Source organism: Desulfonispora thiosulfatigenes DSM 11270 (assembly GCF_900176035.1).
Classification (GTDB): Bacteria; Bacillota; Peptococcia; order Peptococcales; family Desulfonisporaceae; genus Desulfonispora; species Desulfonispora thiosulfatigenes.
Genome location: NZ_FWWT01000012.1, coordinates 57,694 through 77,779 on the forward strand (window position 1 = coordinate 57,694; position 20,086 = coordinate 77,779).

Here is a 20,086-nt window from a genome sequence, read left to right on the forward strand (position 1 = left end):
TTTGAATCGAACCCCTGTCCGAAGGACCAGCCACTTGAGCATCTACGAGTGTAGTTTGTGTTTTAGATTTCGCCTTTTATACTCCCACAAACAGGATTATAAAAGACTAGCTATGTTAGTTTCCCCATTAAGCTACACAGCACTCACTTAAGGGTAGCCCGCTAAATTGGCCCCCTATCCTACACCGCAGGCGCAGTAGGTAGGAGGTTAACTGCTACTAGGCAGCTAAAGCGTAATCGTTTTTAGCATTTATAACTTGTGCACCGTTTAACGAGTAAATGCAATCTCGACTCGCTTCTCAAGCCACCGAACATCCCCCGTCGAAGCCATTACACCCCCATGTTGGATGCTAAAAACTCGAAAGTCTTCTATCCTTCATGGCTTTGTCAATATCTCTTTGGGCAGATTTCTTAGCGGCATCTTCTCGCTTGTCATATAGTTTTTTACCTTTTGCTAAGGCTATTTTCACTTTAGCTATACCTCGAGTAAAATAAACTTGTAAGGGCACTAAAGTTAGACCTTCTTGCTTAGTTTGACCTAAGAGCCTCATTATTTCTTTTTTATGCATTAATAGTTTTCGTCTGCGTAAAGGTTCTACATTATAACGATTACCTTGTTCATAAGGACTAATATGCATATTAGAAATAAACATCTCACCATCAATAACTTCGGCATAACTATCTTTTAAGTTTGCTTTACCTTGTCTTAAAGACTTAACCTCGGTTCCTTTTAGCTCCATACCAGCTTCAAAGGTTTCTAAAATATGATAGTCATGTCTTGCTTTTCTATTGTCTATAACAACTTTGCCATTACTCATCATTATCACAACCTTTGAGCCTAAGGATAAAACAAACCCTGTACTAGCCAAAATCAGAGCTGTCAGGGTTTATAATTTTAACATAATATATTGTGCTAAACAAGATGCTATACTTGAATTATACCAAATTTCTTACAAATGTCAATTGCTTTGCTCAATTAATTCAAAATCAATCTTTCGATCTTCCATATTTACACGAGTTAATAATACCTCTACCTCTTGGCCAATGCGATATGTTTTTTTCGTATGCTCCCCTAATAAAGAAAGATCTCTATCATTAAAAATATAAAAATCATCTGTTAATGTTGAAACATGGACAAGTCCTTCAACAGAATTTTCAAGTTCTACAAATAATCCGAAAGAAGTTACACTACTAATATTTCCTTTAAACTCTTGTCCTTCAAATTGTTTCATATATTCTACCTTTTTAAGGTCTACGCTTTCTCTTTCTGCATCTTCAGCGATACGCTCACGAAGTGAAGATTGATCAGCATAATAATTTACCTTTTTCTTTAGTTTAGCTAATCTACTTTTGTCTAATTTATTTTCTTTCTTTATCATTTCTTTTATGATTCGATGAATTGCAAGGTCTGGGTAACGCCTAATAGGAGACGTAAAATGGCTATAATATTTTGAAGCTAATCCAAAGTGCCCTAGAGCATCAGCAGCATAACGCGCGTGTTGCATAGAGCGTAATACCACCGTATTTATAACCCTTTTCTCTGGCTTGTCTTCTACGAGATCGATAATTTCTTGAAAAGCTTTAGGATGTATTTCATTATTTACACCTTTTAAATTATAGCCAAATACATTTAAAATTCCATTAAGCTCAGCTATATCTTCAAAATTAGGTTCTTCATGGATTCTATATAAGAATGGTACTTCTAACCAGAAATAACGTTCAGCTACTGTTTCATTGGCACAAATCATGAATTCTTCAATAATTTGTTCAGCAATAGTACTTCTTCTTAAAATAATTTCAATTGGTTTGCCATCTTCATCAAGTTTCACTTTACTTTCTGGGAAATCAAAATTAATTGATCCTCTTCTGGTTCTTTTTTCTTGGAGAATACGGCAAAGTTTTTCCATTTCCTTAAATGTTGCTACATAATCTTGATATCTAGTAATTAGCTCTTGATCATCCTCTACTAAAATCTTATAAACATCTCCATAGGTCAATCTTTCTTTGACATTAATTATTGATTCACAAATTTCATGTGATACTACATTTCCTTTATCATCAATGTCCATAAAACAAGTCATAGCTAATCTATCTTCATTTGCATTTAAGCTACATATTCCATTAGATAATCGTACAGGTAACATAGGTATTACTCGGTCGACTAAATAGACACTTGTAGCCCTAGCTATTGCTTCTTTATCTATTACAGAATCCTCAGGTACATAGTGACCAACATCGGCAATATGTACGCCTAAACGTCTTAAACCATTAGCTAATATTTCTAAAGACACGGCATCATCTAAATCCTTAGCATCTGCTCCATCAATGGTTACCAATGGAAGATCTCTTAAATCCCTTCTACCTTCTTTATCTATATCAGGTATATTTAAAGAAATTTTTTCGGCCTTTTCCATAACCTCTGGTGGAAACCTTTCTGGTAATTGATGTTTTTTAATAATAGAAAGGATGTCCACTCCTGGGCTACCTTTATATCCTAAAATAGAAACTACTCTACCTTCAGGATTTCTTCTTTTTTCTGGCCATTTAATTACCTCAATTACAACTTTCATTCCGTCTTTAGCACCAGCAAAGTCTTCTTTACTGATAAAAAAGTCATAACCTAAACGATTATCATCTGGTACCACAAAACCAAAATGCTTATTGTTTTCAAAGGTCCCTACGACTTGTTTATTTGCTCTTTCTGTTATTCTGATTACTTCGCCTTCTGGTTTTTTTCCAGGTCCTCTACTTTTATGCATTCTTACAATTACTCTATCATTATGCATAGCACCATCTAAGTCTTGGCTTTTTACATATACATCACCTTGGTCAGGATCATCTGGAATTAAAAAAGCAAATCCTTTAGAATGACCTTGCAATCTTCCTGTAACTAAATTCATTAACTTTGGTAAAGCATATCGATCCTTTCTAGTAACAATTATTTCACCTTGTGCTTCCATATCATCTAAGTTTTTAATAAATTCATCTAAGTCCTTTTTTTCTACTCCAAAATGTGAAACTAATTCTTCTCTAGTTAAAGGATGATATACAGCGGTTGCCATAAAATCTAGTATTTCTTCTCGTTTTGTCATACTAACCTCCATATATGGATATTTTACAGTAGTATTTATATCTTACCCGTAAATATTACTATAATCCCAAATCTTGATGAATTTCTTGCATAGATTTTAAACCTATGGTAATAAATTCATCTAAGGATAGATTTATTTCTCGGCAAGCTGCTATTTGAATTCTACTTGCCCCTTTAGCAAAGCCTTTTTCATCAAATCTTCTTTTTAAAAAATCTAAGTCAATAGCATTTAAACCTTTCTCCTTTTTAATTAAAGCACCTGCAACTATTAATCCCGTTAAAGGATCCGTACAGTAAAGTGCCTTATCTAATTGATTTTTTCTTTCTACGCCTGTCATTTCATTATGTGCTTCAATTGCGTGAATTATTTCAGAATCGACATCTTTTTCTTTCAACATCTTAGCCCCAAGTAGTCCATGTTCAAATGGATCTGTCATGGTTAAATTATAATCAATATCATGTAATAATCCTGCAAGACCCCACTTTTCTTCATCTTCACTAAAGTGTCTAGCTAAACCTTTCATTACAGCCTCGCATGCGAGCATATGGTTAATTAAGTTTTTATTATTAACATTTAACTTTACTAATTCTAACGCTTCTTGTCTTTGCATTTTAATCTTTCCTTTCTAGCAATTTTCAAAATCTTTTAAATCTCCCATAATCATAAACCTTGCCATTGTTTCAGCTGCAATCTTTCCATTTGGCAAAATAGCCTTACCCTCAAGATCGACAACCTTTTTTCTCTCATTTATTATTTTAGATTCATATCTTATCTTTTCACCAATAGGAACCTGTTCTCTAAAACGTATTTCCATACGTGCTGTCACACCAAAAAAACCTAATGAGTTTACACTTCTAGACATTAATTCATCTAAAATAGTTGTTATTAAACCTCCATGCATTATCCCGGGATACCCTTGATGTTCTTCACTTGCTATGAATTCTGTAATTATTTTATTTCCTTCTTTAAAGAATTTTAACTTTAATCCTTTTACATTTCCTTCTCCACAGGCAAAACACATATGATCATAATTAAAATCCATGATTTCCTCCTAGAACTTTATTTAGGTTAAGGTTCAATAAATACTTTATTTTTCCTTTAAATTATTCTACTTTTACCCATAATCTTTATATGTAATCTAGCTCACTTTAGCTCTATTTATAATCTATCTTAAATTAACAAAAAAAAGAGATAGAAAATTAAATTTCTATCTCTTTATGATTATTATTTTTCAGTATATTTATTCACTTACAGGTTTTTCTCTTCCTAAAATCAAGTAATCTAATTCAGCTGTACTTAATTTATTGTACTCTTTAGTCTTAGCTAGATAGAATATAATTCCTAATGCTACCCAACCCACTAAAGCAATCCATGATGGTGTTGCCATAAATCCTGGGCTTCCTGGTACACATAATAATAGTAGAAATGCGAATGAGAATAAACCACCTACTATACCCCACGCCTTAACACTACCTTTTTCTTTAGCTGTGATAGAAGTAGATGCTTTGCCAAACACATATGCACCAAAACAAGTATACATATATCCAAAGGTAGTTCCAAGTGCTGCCATGTCTACTACCCATACTATTGCCTGACGACCAAACCATGGTGCCAGTAATGCCATTATTCCCACAAACATAATTGCATTTGAAGGGGTTTTATGTTCAGGGTGAACGTAAACAAACCATTTTGGTAATATCTTTGCTCTAGCCATTCCAAATACTAGACGACTTGTTGCCATGAAGAATCCATTGATTCCTGTAAAGATACCCATACAAACTGCAGTTACTAAGAAAAATACGCCTGCTTTTCCAAGGATAGTTTCCATGGCTGTTCCTGTTGCCCATATATGATTTGCAGCTACTAATTCAGTCCAAGGATATACAACTGCCGTTGAAAGTAATACGATTACATACATTAAAGCTCCAAAGAAGATCGCCCAAAATATTAACGAGAAACTTTTCTCTGGAGGGAAATCATATTCCTCTGCTGCTTGTGGAATTGTATCAAACCCTACGTACATCCACGGTGAGATAGCTACGATAGCTAAAATACTTGCTACCATGCCTTTATCTAATGCAAAAGCGGGGAACATATTAGCTACTGCAGTTTTAGAACTAATAGCTGTTCCTCCACCGATTAAAAGTACAGATCCTACTAATAATCCTACCATTATTAGCTGTACCTTCCCCACATCTTTAACACCTTTAAAGTTAAAGAAACCAAATATTAAAATTGCAGCTGATGCTAACATGATTTCACCCATATACACATCATAGCCTGCCATCGTATATAAAAATCCTTGTTCAAAAAGACCTGGTGCGATAAATTTTGCAAGGATTGCAAGTGCTGTTGCATTTAATGGTACGATACTTAAATAACCTAAGGTTAAAAACCAACCACATAAATATGCATGATTACGGCCAAATGCTGTATAAGCATAAGCAAATTCTCCACCAGCTACTGGTAACTCTTTTACCATAAAACCATAACTTTTTGCAATCACTAACATGATTAGTCCACCTACAACAATCCCTATTGCTGCCCCAATAGGTCCAGACTTTGCCATTAAATCACTTGGTAAAATAAAACATCCAAAACCAATTATTGTCCCCAGGGCTATAGCCCATATATTAGCTGGTGATAGCGTTTTTTCCAGTTCGACTCTTTCACTCATGATGTAACCTCCCTTTTAATATTTTATTTTCCAATAAAAAATGACTAAAATAATTTCAGATAAGGTTAAATATTCAAGTTACTGGTCTTTACTTGGTCATACCACCTCCCAGTTTTAAATACTACCTCCTTTCTTTGATTAATTTTAAAAACAAACAATATTTTCAATTACCATAAGTAGTACAAGTAATATTTATCAAATTAATTGGTTTTTGGTTATATTTTATATAATATTAATTTATCTCATAATTATGATAAATGTTTTTCTCTTAAAAATGTATGTAAAAAAGAGGCTACTCAAAATTGAAGTATTCTTCAATTTTGAGATAGTCTCTTTTTTTAGTTTTTAAGCCCTAGTTTCCGTGTGTTAGTTATTGAGATACTGGTTTTTCTGTACCTAGAATTAAATAATCAAGTTCAGCTTTAGTTAATTTATTATATTCTTTAGTTTGTGACAAGTAGAATACTATTCCTAAAGCTACCCAACCAACTAATGCGATCCAAGATTGAGTTGCCATAAATCCAGGGCTTCCTGGTACACATAATAGTAATAAGAAGCCTATTGAGAACGCACCACCTACTAAGCCCCATGCCTTATTAGTACTTGATTCTTGAGCTGTAATAGTTGTAGAATTTTTAGCCATTATATAACATCCAAAGCAAGTATATGCATATCCAAATGTAGTTCCAAGTGCTGCCATGTCAACTACCCACACGATTACTTGACGACCAAACCATGGTGCAAGTAATGAAAATAACATAATGAAAAGAATAGCATTTGATGGTGTTTTATGCGTTTCGTGTACGTTTACAAACCATTTTGGTAAAATCTTTGCTCTTGCCATACCAAATAATAATCTACTTGTTGCCATATAGAATCCATTAATACCCGTACAAATTGCCATACTTATACCTACTACTAAGAAGATTACACCTGATTTTCCTAAAGCATGTTCCATTGCATATCCCGTAGCCCAGTTATGCTTTCCTGCTACTAATTCTGTCCAAGGGAAAACCATACCTGTTGATAATAAAACAATTACATACATTACAGCTCCTAAGAAAATAGACCAAAAGATAAGTTTAAATCCTTTTTCAGGAGGGAAATCATATTCTTCGGCTGCTTGTGGAATTGTATCAAAACCTACATATAACCACGGTGAAATTGCCAGGATAGCTAATATACTCGCTATCATACCTTTATCTTGAGCAAATGGAGGTAATAAATTTGCAACTGATGTATCAGGATTTAAAGCTGTTCCTCCACCAATTAAAGCTACAGCTCCTAATAACAACCCTACCATTAATAATTGTACCTTACCAACATCTTTTACACCTCTATAGTTAAAGTAACCAAATATGATAATTGCAGCTGATGCTAACGCAATTTCTCCAGCATACACATCATAGCCAGCCATTGTGTATAAATAACCTTGTTCAAAAAGACCCGGTGCGATAAATTTGGCAAGTAATGCTAGTGCGGTTGCATTTAAAGGAACTATACTTAAATATCCCAAAGTTAAAAACCAACCACATAAATATGCATGATTACGTCCAAATCCGGTATAAGCATAGGCAAACTCTCCACCAGAAACGGGAACTTCTCTAACCATGAATCCATAACATCTACCTATAATAATCATTATAATTGCACCTAAGAATATACCGATTGCTGCACCTAAAGGTCCAGACTTTGCCATAAGATCACTTGGTAAGATGAAACATCCAAAACCGATGATTGAACCTAATGCCAAGGCTCCTACGTTAAAAGGGGACAGCGTTTTTTCCAGTTCAACTCTTTCACTCATGATGTAATCCTCCTAATTTTCATATAAGTTAATATAAGTTCGGTACTAATGAAGTTTGCTTGGGGAAGCAAATTCATTAGTATAAGTTTTTTTTATGACAAATTATTTGATTTTTCACGTTAAAAATGTTATCGTATTCATTGGGGAAAGTGGATTATTTAGTAATTTGTTTTGGGGAAAACAGACTACTAAGGGTTTACAAAAAATATAAAAATTAAATTATAATTTAATGCAGGGGTTTCTTTGCTTACTAGATTTTTAAAATTATAGTAAGCTTATTTGTGTCCATTTGTTTTACCTCTATCACCTCCTTGAATTAATGTGCCTCTCTACCCACCTTTCTTATAAGGATGTAAAAAATATTCTGAATATTTCTAAACCACCTTTTCGAGGGATACTTGTTGTGGTTATAGGTATCCTTTCTTTGAGCCTTATTGCTATGATTAATTTAACGGTTATCTATGTGATAATTATATTTTATGGGTAGTTTGTTGTCAACATAATTATTTGTAAAAAGTTGTGTTTTTTTTTAGACATTTTTTGCTCGATTTATAAAGGATTAAAATAAAAAAAAGCAAGACGCTCCAACTTGGAAACATCCTGCTTTTAGCATGATCTCTTACTTTAAAATATAATCTTAAACTGTTTTTGGATTTGCTGACAGATTGGTATTTTTTGGTGTATCATCATCACCATTAGACATACTGCCAAAAATCAATTTATCTAACTCTGCTTTACTTAATGCATTATATTCTTTTCTTCTAAGTGCATAGAATACTAAACCAATCACTGTCCAACCAGCCAATGCAATCCAAGAAGGAAGGGTAATTGCTCCAGGGCTAGCTGGAACTACTAAGAAACCAATAATTGTAAGCGATAAAAACGAACCTATTATAGCCTGAACTTTACCAGTGGCTGCTTCTTTTGCATCCATTGTTGGAGTTGATTTACAAATTACATAAGCTGTTAAACAGGTATACAAGAAACCAAGTCCTATTCCAAGTGATGCCATGTCAACAACCCATGATATAACTTGACGTCCAAACCAAGGTGCTAATAAGGAAACACCTGCTATAAATAAAATTCCATTAGATGGAGTATTTGATTTTGGACTTAATTTTCCAAACCAAGCTGGTAATATTTTAGCTCTAGCCATACTTAATAATAAACGGCTTGTAGCCATATAAAATCCATTAATGCCCGTAAGAATACCCATTGTTACTGCTGATAATAAGAATGCATAACCAAACTTTCCTAATGCAACCTGAGTTGTATATCCAGTTGCCCAAACATGACCTGCGGCAACTGTTTCTTGCCAAGGGAAAACAACGCCTGTAGCAAATAACGCTATGATATACATTCCTCCACCAGCAAGAATCGAAGTAATTATTAAGAACTTAGATTGCGATGGTGAGAAGTTAGATTCCTCTGCTGATTGTGGTATAGTATCAAATCCAACATACAAAAGTGGTGCAATAACTAAAATAGGAATAATACTAGCAAAAATAGATTGACCTGGCATAAATACTGGTGTTAAGTTTGAAAGAGAAGATACTGGACTTAATGCTGCACCACCACCAATTAAAAATACAGCGCCACATAGTAATCCAACCATTACAAGTTGAAGCTGTCCAACTTCTTTTACGCCTCTCATATTTAAAGCCGCAAAAATAATAATTACTGCTGAGGCTAAGATAAGCTCACCTATATATACATCAAAACCAGCAACAGTATACAGATAACCTTTTGTAAATAAGTCAGGAGCAGTAAACTTTGCCATAATTGCAAGTGCTGTTGCATTTAAAGGTACTATACTTAAATATCCTAGTGCTAAAAACCAACCACAAATATAAGCATGAGTACGTCCAAATCCTTTATAAGCATAGGTAAAGGCTCCACCTGCTACTGGAAATAGCTTTACTAATAAACCAATACTGTTTGCAATAACTATCATAATGATTGCACCAATAATTATAGCTAAACTTGCTCCTAAAGGACCACCTTTACTTAACATATCAGGTGGTAATACAAAGCAACCCCATCCAATAATTGAACCTACGGCCATTGCCCATACACTAGCTGGTGATAATGACTTTTCAAGTTGAACGCTTTTATCACTCATTACAGAAACCCCCCAAAAATCTTACTTTTAATTCTTGAATCCCCACTAAAAAATCCACCTACATAATCCCCAATGTTAAATCCTAATTTCCTACTCTTACAACAAATAAGATAGTAAATAAGTTAATAGCCTTTAGCTATGGTTTCAATATAGCTAATTACCACCTCCGTTAGTTATTATAAAATAATCCTTGGCTATTAACATGATTATTTTATAACGGTAGTCAGTTTAATAATATGACATAAGGTAATTTTATTTTATTGAAAGCTAAATGTCAACGATAAAAATAACCAAAGTTGTTAGTTACATTTATCTTTATTTATAGTATTATCTTTCCTATTCCATGAAACATATAAATAAGGATAAATTATTTTTATTTGAACATTAAATCATTATATACTAGTATATAATTAGCGCACGAGAGAAGTAACCCTCTCTCTACATAAAATCCTACCACATAAAACCTAATTATAATAGAAGTAAATATTTCTTATTTATCCAAAACCTCATCTTAATTTAGATGGGGTTTTGAACGTTCCTATATTCAAATAACGTCACAAAGCCTTAAAAATTAACCTAGTCGTCTTTAATTAAATAGAGTTAGGTCCAATGTCTAAACAATAATTTAAGTCTTTATATAGGCAATTTGACTTTCAACAGTTTATTTATCTAAAATTATCTATAAAGGCATAGAAAAAAGGGTATATCATGAAATTATGATATACCCTTTTTCTATCCGTAATACAAGTATATTTAATTTAAATTATTTAGCATTTTTTTCTAAAGAGTTTTTAATAGCACCAACAATTCTATCAATATCTTCTTTAGTTGCAACTAATGCTGGAGCTAAAGTTACAGTATTATTTAAGCCTGGTAAACTCTTATTAGTTCTACCACATAATACACCTTGAGCTGCTATGTCAGCCATAACTTGAGCCATTTGAGCTTCAGATACAGCTTGCTTAGTTTTCTTATCTACTACTAATTCAACACCTGCAAATAAACCTTCACCACGAACGTCACCAACTAAGTCCATTGAACGTAATTCGTTTAATTGACCTAACATGTATTCACCCATTTTAACAGTGTTGTCTAATAAGTTTTCTTCTTCCATAATTGCAATGTTTTCTAAACCAGCTGCAGTAGAACCAGCACAACCACCATAAGTACTGATATCACGGAAGAATGCTAATGGATCGCTAGCATCTTCTTTAAATACATTAAAGATATGATCTTTAGCCATCATACAAGATAATGGTTGGTAAGCACTAGCCATACCTTTAGCAGTAGTCATAATGTCAGGATCTACATCAAAGTGTAAATGTCCAAACCATTTACCAGTTCTACCGAAACCACAAACAACTTCATCCATGATCATTTCTACATCATATTTTTTACAGATTTTTTGTACCATTGGATAGTATTCTGGAACTGGCTTAATAATACCACCACCAGCAGTGATAGGCTCAACGATAATAGCAGCAACTTGTTCAGCTCCGCCTTCTCTTTTGATTGCCCATTCTACTGCTTGAGCACATTCGATTTCACAGCTTCCGTATTCTTTACCAAATGGACATCTGTAACAACAAGCATGTTCAAATGAAGAGAAACCAGGTACGAATGGACCATAATCAGCTTTTCTTTCATGTTGTCCTGTTGCACTTAATGCACCTATAGTTGTACCATGGTAGTCACGGTCACGATATAAGATTTTATATTTTTCGTTATTTCCTTTTAAACGGTTCATTTGTCTTACTGCTTTAAATGCCTTTTCATTTGCTTCAGATCCACTGTTAGCAAAGAAAGTTTTATCTAATCTAGGAAGAAGTTCCTTTAATTTTCCGGCTAATTTGATAGTAGGAATATTACCAGCACTACCTGCATAGTAAGGCATTTCTATTAATTGGTCATAAACAGCTTTAGCCATTCTTTCTCTACCATAGCCAATGTTTACACACCAAACTGCACCAGAAACTGCATCTAAATATTGTTTTCCACTGATGTCTTCGATCATTAGACCTTTACCACCAGTAACGATTAATGGGTTATTTGTTTCAAGAGCCTTATGTTGAAAAAGGTGATGCCATAAACTATCCTTGTCCATTGCAATTAATTGTTCTGTTGTTAATTCAGCCATTATAAATATCCCCCTTAAAAATTAATATTTTAGAATATTCACCAAATTAAATGGTAAATTAAAGGGGAGATTTTTAATTTTCTCCCCTTTTTTAACTTTATAAAAGAATTATTTTAAGAAAGTTTCAGCTGGAACGTATTCAACACCTTGAGCGTCAGCAACCGCTTTGTATGTTACATGTCCTTCGCAAGTGTTTAAACCTGATACTAATTCAGGACGATCGATGCAAGCTTGTTTCCATCCTTTGTTAGCGATTAAAGTAGCATAAGCTGCAGTATTGTTTTCTAATGTAATAGTAGAAGTTCTTGCAAATGCACCAGGCATGTTTGCAACAGAATAATGAAGAACATCATGGATTACTCTAACTGGATTGTCATGAGTAGTTGCGCCTGTAATAGTTTCAACAGACCCACCTTGGTCAATAGCGATGTCAACAATTACTGCACCTGGCTTCATTGTTTTAACCATTTCTTCTGTAACTAATTTAGGAGCTTTAGCACCTGGGATTAATACAGAACTGATTACTACGTCAGCATCTTTAACTTCATTAGCAATGTTAAATGGGTTAGATTTAAGAGTTTTAACTCTACCATCAAATAAGTCATCTAAATAACGTAAACGTTCTCCATTTAATTCAATGATTGAAACGTCAGCTTTTAATCCATTAGCCATTTTAGCAGCGTTAGTACCAGCAACACCACCACCAACTACAACAACTTTAGCTGGTCTTACTCCTGGAACACCACCCATTAATGTACCAACACCACCATGGTGTTTCATTAAGAATTGAGCACCAATTTGAACAGACATTCTACCTGCTACTTCACTCATAGGAGCTAGTAAAGGTAATGTTCTTCCGATTTGTACTGTTTCATAAGCGATACCAACGATTTTCTTTTCAAGTAAAGCTTTAGTTAATTCAACTTCTGGAGCTAAGTGTAAGTATGTAAATAAAATCTGTCCTTCTTTAAATAATGGATACTCAGATGGAAGTGGCTCTTTAACTTTCCAAATCATATCAGCTTCAGCGTATACTGATGCGATATCAGGAAGGATTTTAGCTCCTACTGCTTCATATTCTGCATCAGTGAAACCAGTTCCAAGACCAGCACCTGCTTGTACTACTACAGTATGTCCAGCTCTTACAAGAGCATCCGCACCTGCAGGAGTTCCACCTACACGGTTTTCATTGTTTTTAATCTCCATAGGAATACCTACGATCATCCAAAACACCTCCAAATTATTTTTGTTATTATCTTAAAAAAGTAATAACCTAAGATTTATTATATGTGATTATCTTTGCAGAATAATCAACTCATATAAACAATTTTACTCTATCACTTGCTTGCAATGCAAGCATTACCAGCTCGCAACCTTTACTAATGTACGCAAATTAATAAAATATATACATCTTTATATAACAATTTGTCTATTTTATAAAACTATTTGCTTATCATTAGAATAAGGGTTACTAATGTATGAATTCACTAAAAATTCATCATATATATATCATAAAACTCATATATCTAAATTGCATCATCACTATTGTATAATTTTTACCCTAAATAAGTTTATATTAATGTGCATTTAGCACAACAACCCTTGTCCATTAGAGTATTTCTCCCATTATTACAGCTAGATATAGAGTAATTGCCTCTTTAAAGTCTTTAATATTAATTCCACTTACTTTATATATTTTATTTAACCTATGGTTAAGAGTATTTCTATGAATAAACAATTCCTTAGCAGCCTCAACTTGACTAAACCTGCACTCACACCAAGCTTTAATTGTTTTGGAAAGATCTATCCAGTCTGTTTGTTCTTTTAAGGTTGAAAGTGCAATTTGCAGAAAATCCTCACAAGCATCCTTTTGAGTATTTAAAATTAAACTTTCTAGATGAAATTCATTTATTTGAAAAATTCGAGAACTTTTTTTTGCCCTTTTCCCAATTTCTATTGCTCGCCAGGATTCTTTATAAGATTTACTTAGTCCTGAAACATTTCTTGCTAAAGAACCAATACCTATATATACATCAATTCCACCTTCTTGCAAATTCCTACTAAAGTTCCTGCAAGTATCTTCGATTATTTCTAGTGTACCTTTTTCATCACAACTGCATTTTAGCGCTTTTAGTATAATGTATCTATTTACACCTATGGGTGCAACTATATCATCTATACCTGAAAAAATTTTCTTAATTTTAGATATAATCTCAATTTTAACGCCTTGTTTGTATTGTTCGTTGTCCTCATGCATAAATCCTTCTATATCTTTAACTTTTGATAATTTATTTTCCTTGCACACCTCAATGGCAATTGCAATATGAGGAGGTGTGATATCAAAACCCAATTTATATCCTTTAGCTATGATTACAAATTCTTCTGTTTTACTTTCATTGAAAATTGAGATTTCTTTAATAAAACTTTTGACTGCTTCTTCTTGAAGCAAAGTCGAATTATAAAAAACTTCTTCCCACAACAAACTCTCAGCTTGGTTTTTAGCTAGAATTCCAAACCTTTGTACTTCCTGAGGATCACCTGTAATACCAATGGTGCCAACTATTTTTCCAGCTAATTTCACGGTTAAAATTATACCCTTTATTTCATTTGATTCCTTAATATATTTGATAGGTTCATTTTTCCGACATTTTATAGATTTAAGTGCTGATTCACTAAATGTGCCAATGATACTATGGTCGCTGGCACCAACTAAAATAGCCTTTTCATCTGTAATAAAAATTTGGTATCCTATAGCTTGACTAATTGACGATACGATTTTGGGCGCCAACCTTTTTAGCATTTATACAACCTCCTCATTTCACTATTTAATTATATCGAACTTTAGCGATGATTAAAGGGGGAATAGCATTTTTTTCACAGGTTAATTTTTACAATATAAGATTACATAAAAATAAGGCTAGGTATAAATACCTAGCCTTTAAACTACATAAATAAAATTACATGAATAATGGAGCAAAAACTAACGAAACAATTGTCATAAGCTTGATTAAGATATTAATTGATGGACCTGAAGTATCTTTAAATGGGTCCCCAACTGTATCACCAGTTACCGCAGCACCATGTGCAACAGAACCTTTTCCTCCGTGCTTTCCACCTTCAATATACTTTTTAGCATTATCCCATGCTCCACCAGCATTAGCCATCATAATAGCTAATAAGAAACCTGTTACTAATGCACCAGCTAATAATCCACCTAAAGCTAATTTCCCTAATCCTGGCATTAATCCAACACCAATAGGAACAACTACAGCTAATAAACCAGGAACGACCATTTCTCTTAATGCAGCACCTGTACTGATATCAACACATTTTGCATAATCAGGTTTACCTGTTCCTTCCATGATTCCTGGGATTTCTCTAAACTGTCTTCTAACCTCGTCAATCATATCTCCAGCCGCTCTACCTACTGCATTCATAGTTAAAGCAGAGAAAATAAACGGTAACATACCACCAATAAATAAACCAGCAACAACTGCAGGATTTAAAATATCAATTGATTCTATTCCAGCAGCTTGAGTATAAGCACTAAATAAAGCAAGTGCTGTTAACGCAGCTGAACCAATAGCAAATCCTTTACCAATAGCAGCAGTAGTATTACCTACTGAGTCTAAGCTATCAGTAATCTTACGTACTTTTGGATCTAAATGAGCCATTTCTGCAATACCACCAGCATTGTCCGCAATTGGACCATAAGCATCAACAGCAACAACCATACCCGTTGTAGATAACATACCTACAGCAGCTAAAGCGATACCATATAATCCAGCAAATTTATATGAAAGCAAAATAGCAATTACAATAACAATGATTGGTAGAGCTGTACTCATCATACCTACACCCATACCAGAAATAATGTTTGTAGCTGCACCCGTTTCAGATGCCTTTGCAATTTCTTGAACCGGCTTATAATGATCTGAAGTATAATATTCTGTTATTTTACCAATTGTAAATCCTGCAATTAAACCAGCGATAGTCGCAATAAATACACCCATGCCAGTTACTGCTCCTTCTGCTGGAAGGATAGTTGTACATAAGAAATATGTAGCACCTAATGATAAAACCATTGCTACAAGTTCCCCTTGATTTAGAGCTTTTGAAGCATCTGCTCCTTCGCCAGTTCTAACAAAGAATGTACCAATTACAGATGCAATAACACCAGCACTTGCAATTAAAAATGGTAAGATAATAGCGCCTGTTCCAAGTCCCATAGCTGCTGCTAATGCCATACCAGCAATTAATGAACCTACAAAAGATTCAAATAAGTCAGCACCCATACCAGCAACGTCACCTACGTTGTCCCCAACGTTATCAGCAATAACTGCTGGGTTACGTGGATCATCTTCAGGGATACCAGCTTCAACCTTACCAACTAAATCGGCTCCAACGTCAGCAGCTTTAGTATAAATACCGCCACCAACACGACCAAATAAGGCAATAGAACTTGCACCTAATGCAAAACCATTAATAATACTAGATTGTGATTCAATATCAAATAATAATGCCACTATTCCTAAACCTACTAATCCTAGACCTACAACACTCATACCCATTACGGCTCCACCAGAGAAAGCAACGCCTAACGCTTTATTTGAGCTTTCTTGAGCTGCATTGGCAGTACGTACGTTAGCTTTGGTAGCTACACTCATACCTATGTAACCAGCTAATGTAGAACAAATTGCTCCAATAATAAAAGCAATTGCTGTTTGAGGTTTAATACTATCTGCACCTGTAGTTAAAGCACCAGCTGCAAAGATAATACCTGTCAAAATAAGTACGAAAATTACAAGAGTTTTATACTCTCTCATTAAGAATGCCATAGCACCTTCATTAATAGCAGCTGCTAATTCTTGCATTCTTTTGTTTCCTGGGCTTACTTTATTTACTTTTGCTGTTAAATAAAACGCAAAAATAAGAGCAATTACGCCCGCACCCAGTGCCACATAAATTGATGACATTAAATCCATTACTAAAATCCTCCTCTTGTCTACTCTTATATTTTATTTTTTAGAAAAAAATAATTACTGAAGAAGTGTGATTATTAATGTGAAAACCATAAAAGATATCGCAAAAATTGTAGATAATTTACTTAATAAACCATCAAGTCCTTTTTTCTTACCCATGAATGTTTCTGCTCCACCTGAAATTGCACCAGAAAGACCCGCTGATTTTCCTGATTGTAATAATACAGTAGCAATTACTCCGATTGATGATAATATCTGTAAAATCAAAAGAAACGTATGCATTTTTCCACCTCCCCTATTGCCTTACCAAATTTATTCTATCAAATTTAGCCTTTTGAAACAACTTTCAAAGCTAGAAATCAGCCTTTTATATTTTAAAGGTCTAGGATTAATCCTAGACCTTTAAATCTTTATCCTTTTAGATTATAAAAGTTTTTCTTGCCTTTGTAAACTGCTGATTCATCTAGTTCTTCTTCTAATCTTAATAACTGATTATATTTTGCTACTCTATCAGTCCTAGAAGGAGCCCCCGTTTTAATTTGTCCTGCATTTGTAGCCACTGCAATATCCGCAATAGTAACATCTTCTGTTTCTCCAGAACGATGAGAAATGATTGCCGTATACCCTGCAGTTTTAGCCATTTCAATTGCATCTAAGGTTTCTGTTAATGTACCTATTTGATTTACTTTTACTAAAATACTATTAGCAGTTTTAGTTTCTATTCCTTTAGCTAATCTTTCAGTATTAGTTACGAAAAGGTCATCTCCAACTAATTGAATTTTGTCTCCTATTCTTTCAGTTAGCATTTTCCAACCATGCCAGTCTTCTTCTGAAAGACCATCTTCGATAGATAAAATAGGATATTTAGCTACTAATTCTTCGTAGAAATCTATCATTTCTTCTGAAGTACGAGCTAAACCTTGACCTTTAAAGTTATAAATACCATCTTGATAAAGCTCAGTTGCTGCAACGTCTAAAGCTAAGAAAATATCTTCTCCTGGGTTATAGCCAGCCTTATGAATCGCCTCTACTATAACGTCTAAAGCTTCTTCATTCGATGATAAATTAGGTGCAAATCCACCTTCATCTCCTACAGCTGTATTATATCCTCTTGATTTTAAAACCTTTTTTAAGTTATGGAATATTTCCGTTCCCATTCTAACCGCTTCTCTAAAGCTACTAGCACCTACTGGCATCACCATGAATTCTTGGATATCTACATTATTATCAGCATGCTCTCCACCATTTAAGATATTCATCATAGGGACAGGAAGGCTCTTGCTATTTGCTCCACCGATATAACGATATAAAGGCATTCCTAAAGAATCTGATGCTGCTTTTGCTACAGCCATGGATACACCTAAAATCGCATTAGCTCCTAATTTTCCTTTGTTATCTGTGCCATCTAAGTTTATCATTAATTGGTCAATTTCAACTTGTTCAAACGCTGACATACCAATTAATTCTGGAGCAATTACTGTATTAACATTATCAACAGCATTTAATACTCCTTTTCCCATAAACCTATCTTCACTATCTCTTAATTCTACGGCTTCAAAAGCTCCAGTTGATGCCCCTGAAGGCACAGCTGCTCTACCAAAACTTCCATCTTCTAAATATACATCTACTTCAACTGTAGGATTACCACGAGAATCCAAAATTTCTCTAGCAAATACATCAACTATTACACACATATTAAAATCCTCCTTTTATATCTATAAATTAATTATTTACAAGACTATTTCCTGTCATTTCTGCTGGCTTTTCAATATTTAATAAATTTAATACTGTAGGTGCTATATCCTGCAATGATCCAGTTTCCTTTAATTTAATACTTTTTAACTCTTCAGCAACTAAGATAAAAGGCACTAAATTACAGGTATGAGCTGTGATCGGTTTCCCTGTTTCTGGGTCAAACATAGATTCAGCGTTTCCATGATCTGCAGTTATTAATATTTTTCCTTTAACCTTTTCCATCGCTGTTAAGACTTTTCCTAAACAATTATCTACTGTTTCTATTGCTTTTACAGTTGCCTCAATATCCCCTGTATGTCCAACCATATCAGGATTTGCAAAATTAAGCAAAATAAATCCATATTTTTCTGTATTTATTTCTTCAATTAATTTCTGTGTTACTAATTCCGCGCTCATTTCTGGCTGTAAATTATAAGTTGCAACCTTTGGAGAAGGAATTAAGACTCTTTCTTCACCAGGATTGGGGTCTTCTACACCACCATTAAAGAAAAAGGTAACATGGGCATACTTTTCAGTTTCTGCTATTCTTAATTGTTTTATACCTTCGGCGCTTAATACTTCACCTAAAGTGTTTTTTAAATTTTGAGGCGAGAAGATTACTGGTGCTTTGATATCCTTATCATATTGAGTCATGCAGACATAATGTATATTTGTACAACTTTCACTTCGCTTAAAATATGTAAAATCTTTATCAACAAAAACTCTAGATATTTCACGTGCCCTATCTGCTCTAAAGTTATAAAATACAACAACATCATCTTGTTTAATCTGTGCTATGGATTCACCTTTTTGATCTACTATGACAGTAGGTTTAATAAATTCATCTATTATCTTTTTATCATAAGATTGTTCAATAGCAGACTTAGCTAGAGGCGCTTTATCTCCTTCACCTAAAACCATAGCCTTATAAGCAAGCTCTACTCTATCCCAACGATTGTCTCTATCCATAGCATAGTATCTACCCATAATGGTTGCTATTTTACCCCTACCTAATTCCTGTAATTTATCTTCTAATTGTTCGATATATGTAATAGAACTAGTAGGAGAAACATCTCTTCCATCTAAAAAAGCATGAATAAATATATCATTTATCCCCATTTCACTTGCTATGTCAAGCAATGCAAATAAATGCTGGATATGACTATGTACTCCTCCATCAGATAATAGCCCTAGTAAATGTAAAGGTTTATTTTCATTTTTGCATTTTTCTAGAGCCTCTTTTAAAACAGGGTTAGAGGCTAATGTCTTTTCTCGTACTGCCTTATTAATTCTCGTTAATTCTTGATATACTACTCTTCCAGCACCAATATTTAAATGTCCAACTTCTGAGTTACCCATTTGACCATCAGGCAATCCGACATTCTCACCAGATGCTTTCAAATTAGCATGGGGATATTTATTCCAAATACTATCAAAATTGGGTTTTTTCGCTCTACTTATGGCATTACTATTAGGGTCATCGCACTCAGATAACCCCCAGCCATCTAACACAATTAATGCTAATGGTCTCATTAA

Annotated in this window: 14 protein-coding genes and 1 other RNA gene; all 15 read right to left on the reverse strand. The window is 33.9% G+C overall.

The window, feature by feature from the left end:
- Positions 1 to 2 precede the first annotated feature (2 nt).
- Positions 3 to 331, reverse strand: a transfer-messenger RNA (tmRNA) gene (gene ssrA, locus B8965_RS03320).
- A gap of 18 nt (positions 332 to 349) precedes the next feature.
- On the reverse strand, positions 350 to 817 hold the full coding sequence (gene smpB / locus B8965_RS03325; RefSeq protein WP_278336325.1) for an SsrA-binding protein SmpB: 468 nt from the start codon (positions 815 to 817) through the stop codon (positions 350 to 352).
- 141 nt (positions 818 to 958) lie between these two features.
- Positions 959 to 3,091 (reverse strand): ribonuclease R, encoded by a 2,133-nt coding sequence (gene rnr / locus B8965_RS03330; protein WP_084052445.1) that lies wholly within the window; start codon positions 3,089 to 3,091, stop codon positions 959 to 961.
- A 58-nt stretch (positions 3,092 to 3,149) separates the two neighbouring features.
- A complete protein-coding gene (locus tag B8965_RS03335; protein ID WP_084052446.1) occupies positions 3,150 to 3,701 on the reverse strand; it encodes an HDIG domain-containing metalloprotein in 552 nt (183 codons plus the stop codon).
- A 15-nt stretch (positions 3,702 to 3,716) separates the two neighbouring features.
- Positions 3,717 to 4,133: a PaaI family thioesterase gene (locus B8965_RS03340; protein WP_084052447.1), complete on the reverse strand. Its 417-nt coding sequence runs from the start codon at positions 4,131 to 4,133 to the stop codon at positions 3,717 to 3,719.
- A gap of 198 nt (positions 4,134 to 4,331) precedes the next feature.
- Positions 4,332 to 5,768: an APC family permease gene (locus tag B8965_RS03345; RefSeq protein WP_084052448.1), complete on the reverse strand. Its 1,437-nt coding sequence runs from the start codon at positions 5,766 to 5,768 to the stop codon at positions 4,332 to 4,334.
- Between the two features lie 370 nt (positions 5,769 to 6,138).
- The gene (locus tag B8965_RS03350) at positions 6,139 to 7,575 is read right to left on the reverse strand and encodes an APC family permease (RefSeq protein ID WP_084052449.1); all 1,437 of its coding nucleotides are present in this window, start codon (positions 7,573 to 7,575) and stop codon (positions 6,139 to 6,141) included.
- A gap of 637 nt (positions 7,576 to 8,212) precedes the next feature.
- On the reverse strand, positions 8,213 to 9,697 hold the full coding sequence (locus B8965_RS03355; RefSeq protein ID WP_084052450.1) for an APC family permease: 1,485 nt from the start codon (positions 9,695 to 9,697) through the stop codon (positions 8,213 to 8,215).
- A gap of 763 nt (positions 9,698 to 10,460) precedes the next feature.
- Positions 10,461 to 11,834, reverse strand: coding sequence for an aminotransferase family protein (locus B8965_RS03360; RefSeq protein WP_084052451.1), 1,374 nt, complete (start codon positions 11,832 to 11,834; stop codon positions 10,461 to 10,463).
- A gap of 108 nt (positions 11,835 to 11,942) precedes the next feature.
- Positions 11,943 to 13,058 carry an alanine dehydrogenase gene (ald, locus tag B8965_RS03365; RefSeq protein WP_084052452.1) on the reverse strand — a complete coding sequence of 372 codons (1,116 nt, stop codon included), beginning with the start codon at positions 13,056 to 13,058 and terminating at the stop codon, positions 11,943 to 11,945.
- A gap of 385 nt (positions 13,059 to 13,443) precedes the next feature.
- A complete protein-coding gene (locus tag B8965_RS03370; protein ID WP_084052453.1) occupies positions 13,444 to 14,634 on the reverse strand; it encodes a sugar diacid recognition domain-containing protein in 1,191 nt (396 codons plus the stop codon).
- A 157-nt stretch (positions 14,635 to 14,791) separates the two neighbouring features.
- Positions 14,792 to 16,810 carry a sodium-translocating pyrophosphatase gene (locus B8965_RS03375; RefSeq protein WP_084052502.1) on the reverse strand — a complete coding sequence of 673 codons (2,019 nt, stop codon included), beginning with the start codon at positions 16,808 to 16,810 and terminating at the stop codon, positions 14,792 to 14,794.
- Between the two features lie 63 nt (positions 16,811 to 16,873).
- Positions 16,874 to 17,098: a preprotein translocase subunit SecG gene (gene secG / locus B8965_RS03380; RefSeq protein WP_084052454.1), complete on the reverse strand. Its 225-nt coding sequence runs from the start codon at positions 17,096 to 17,098 to the stop codon at positions 16,874 to 16,876.
- Positions 17,099 to 17,226: 128 nt separating this feature from the next.
- Positions 17,227 to 18,510, reverse strand: a complete 1,284-nt coding sequence (eno, locus tag B8965_RS03385) for a phosphopyruvate hydratase (protein WP_084052455.1) — start codon at positions 18,508 to 18,510, stop codon at positions 17,227 to 17,229.
- A 28-nt stretch (positions 18,511 to 18,538) separates the two neighbouring features.
- Positions 18,539 to 20,083 carry a 2,3-bisphosphoglycerate-independent phosphoglycerate mutase gene (gene gpmI, locus B8965_RS03390; RefSeq protein ID WP_084052456.1) on the reverse strand — a complete coding sequence of 515 codons (1,545 nt, stop codon included), beginning with the start codon at positions 20,081 to 20,083 and terminating at the stop codon, positions 18,539 to 18,541.
- Positions 20,084 to 20,086 lie beyond the last annotated feature (3 nt).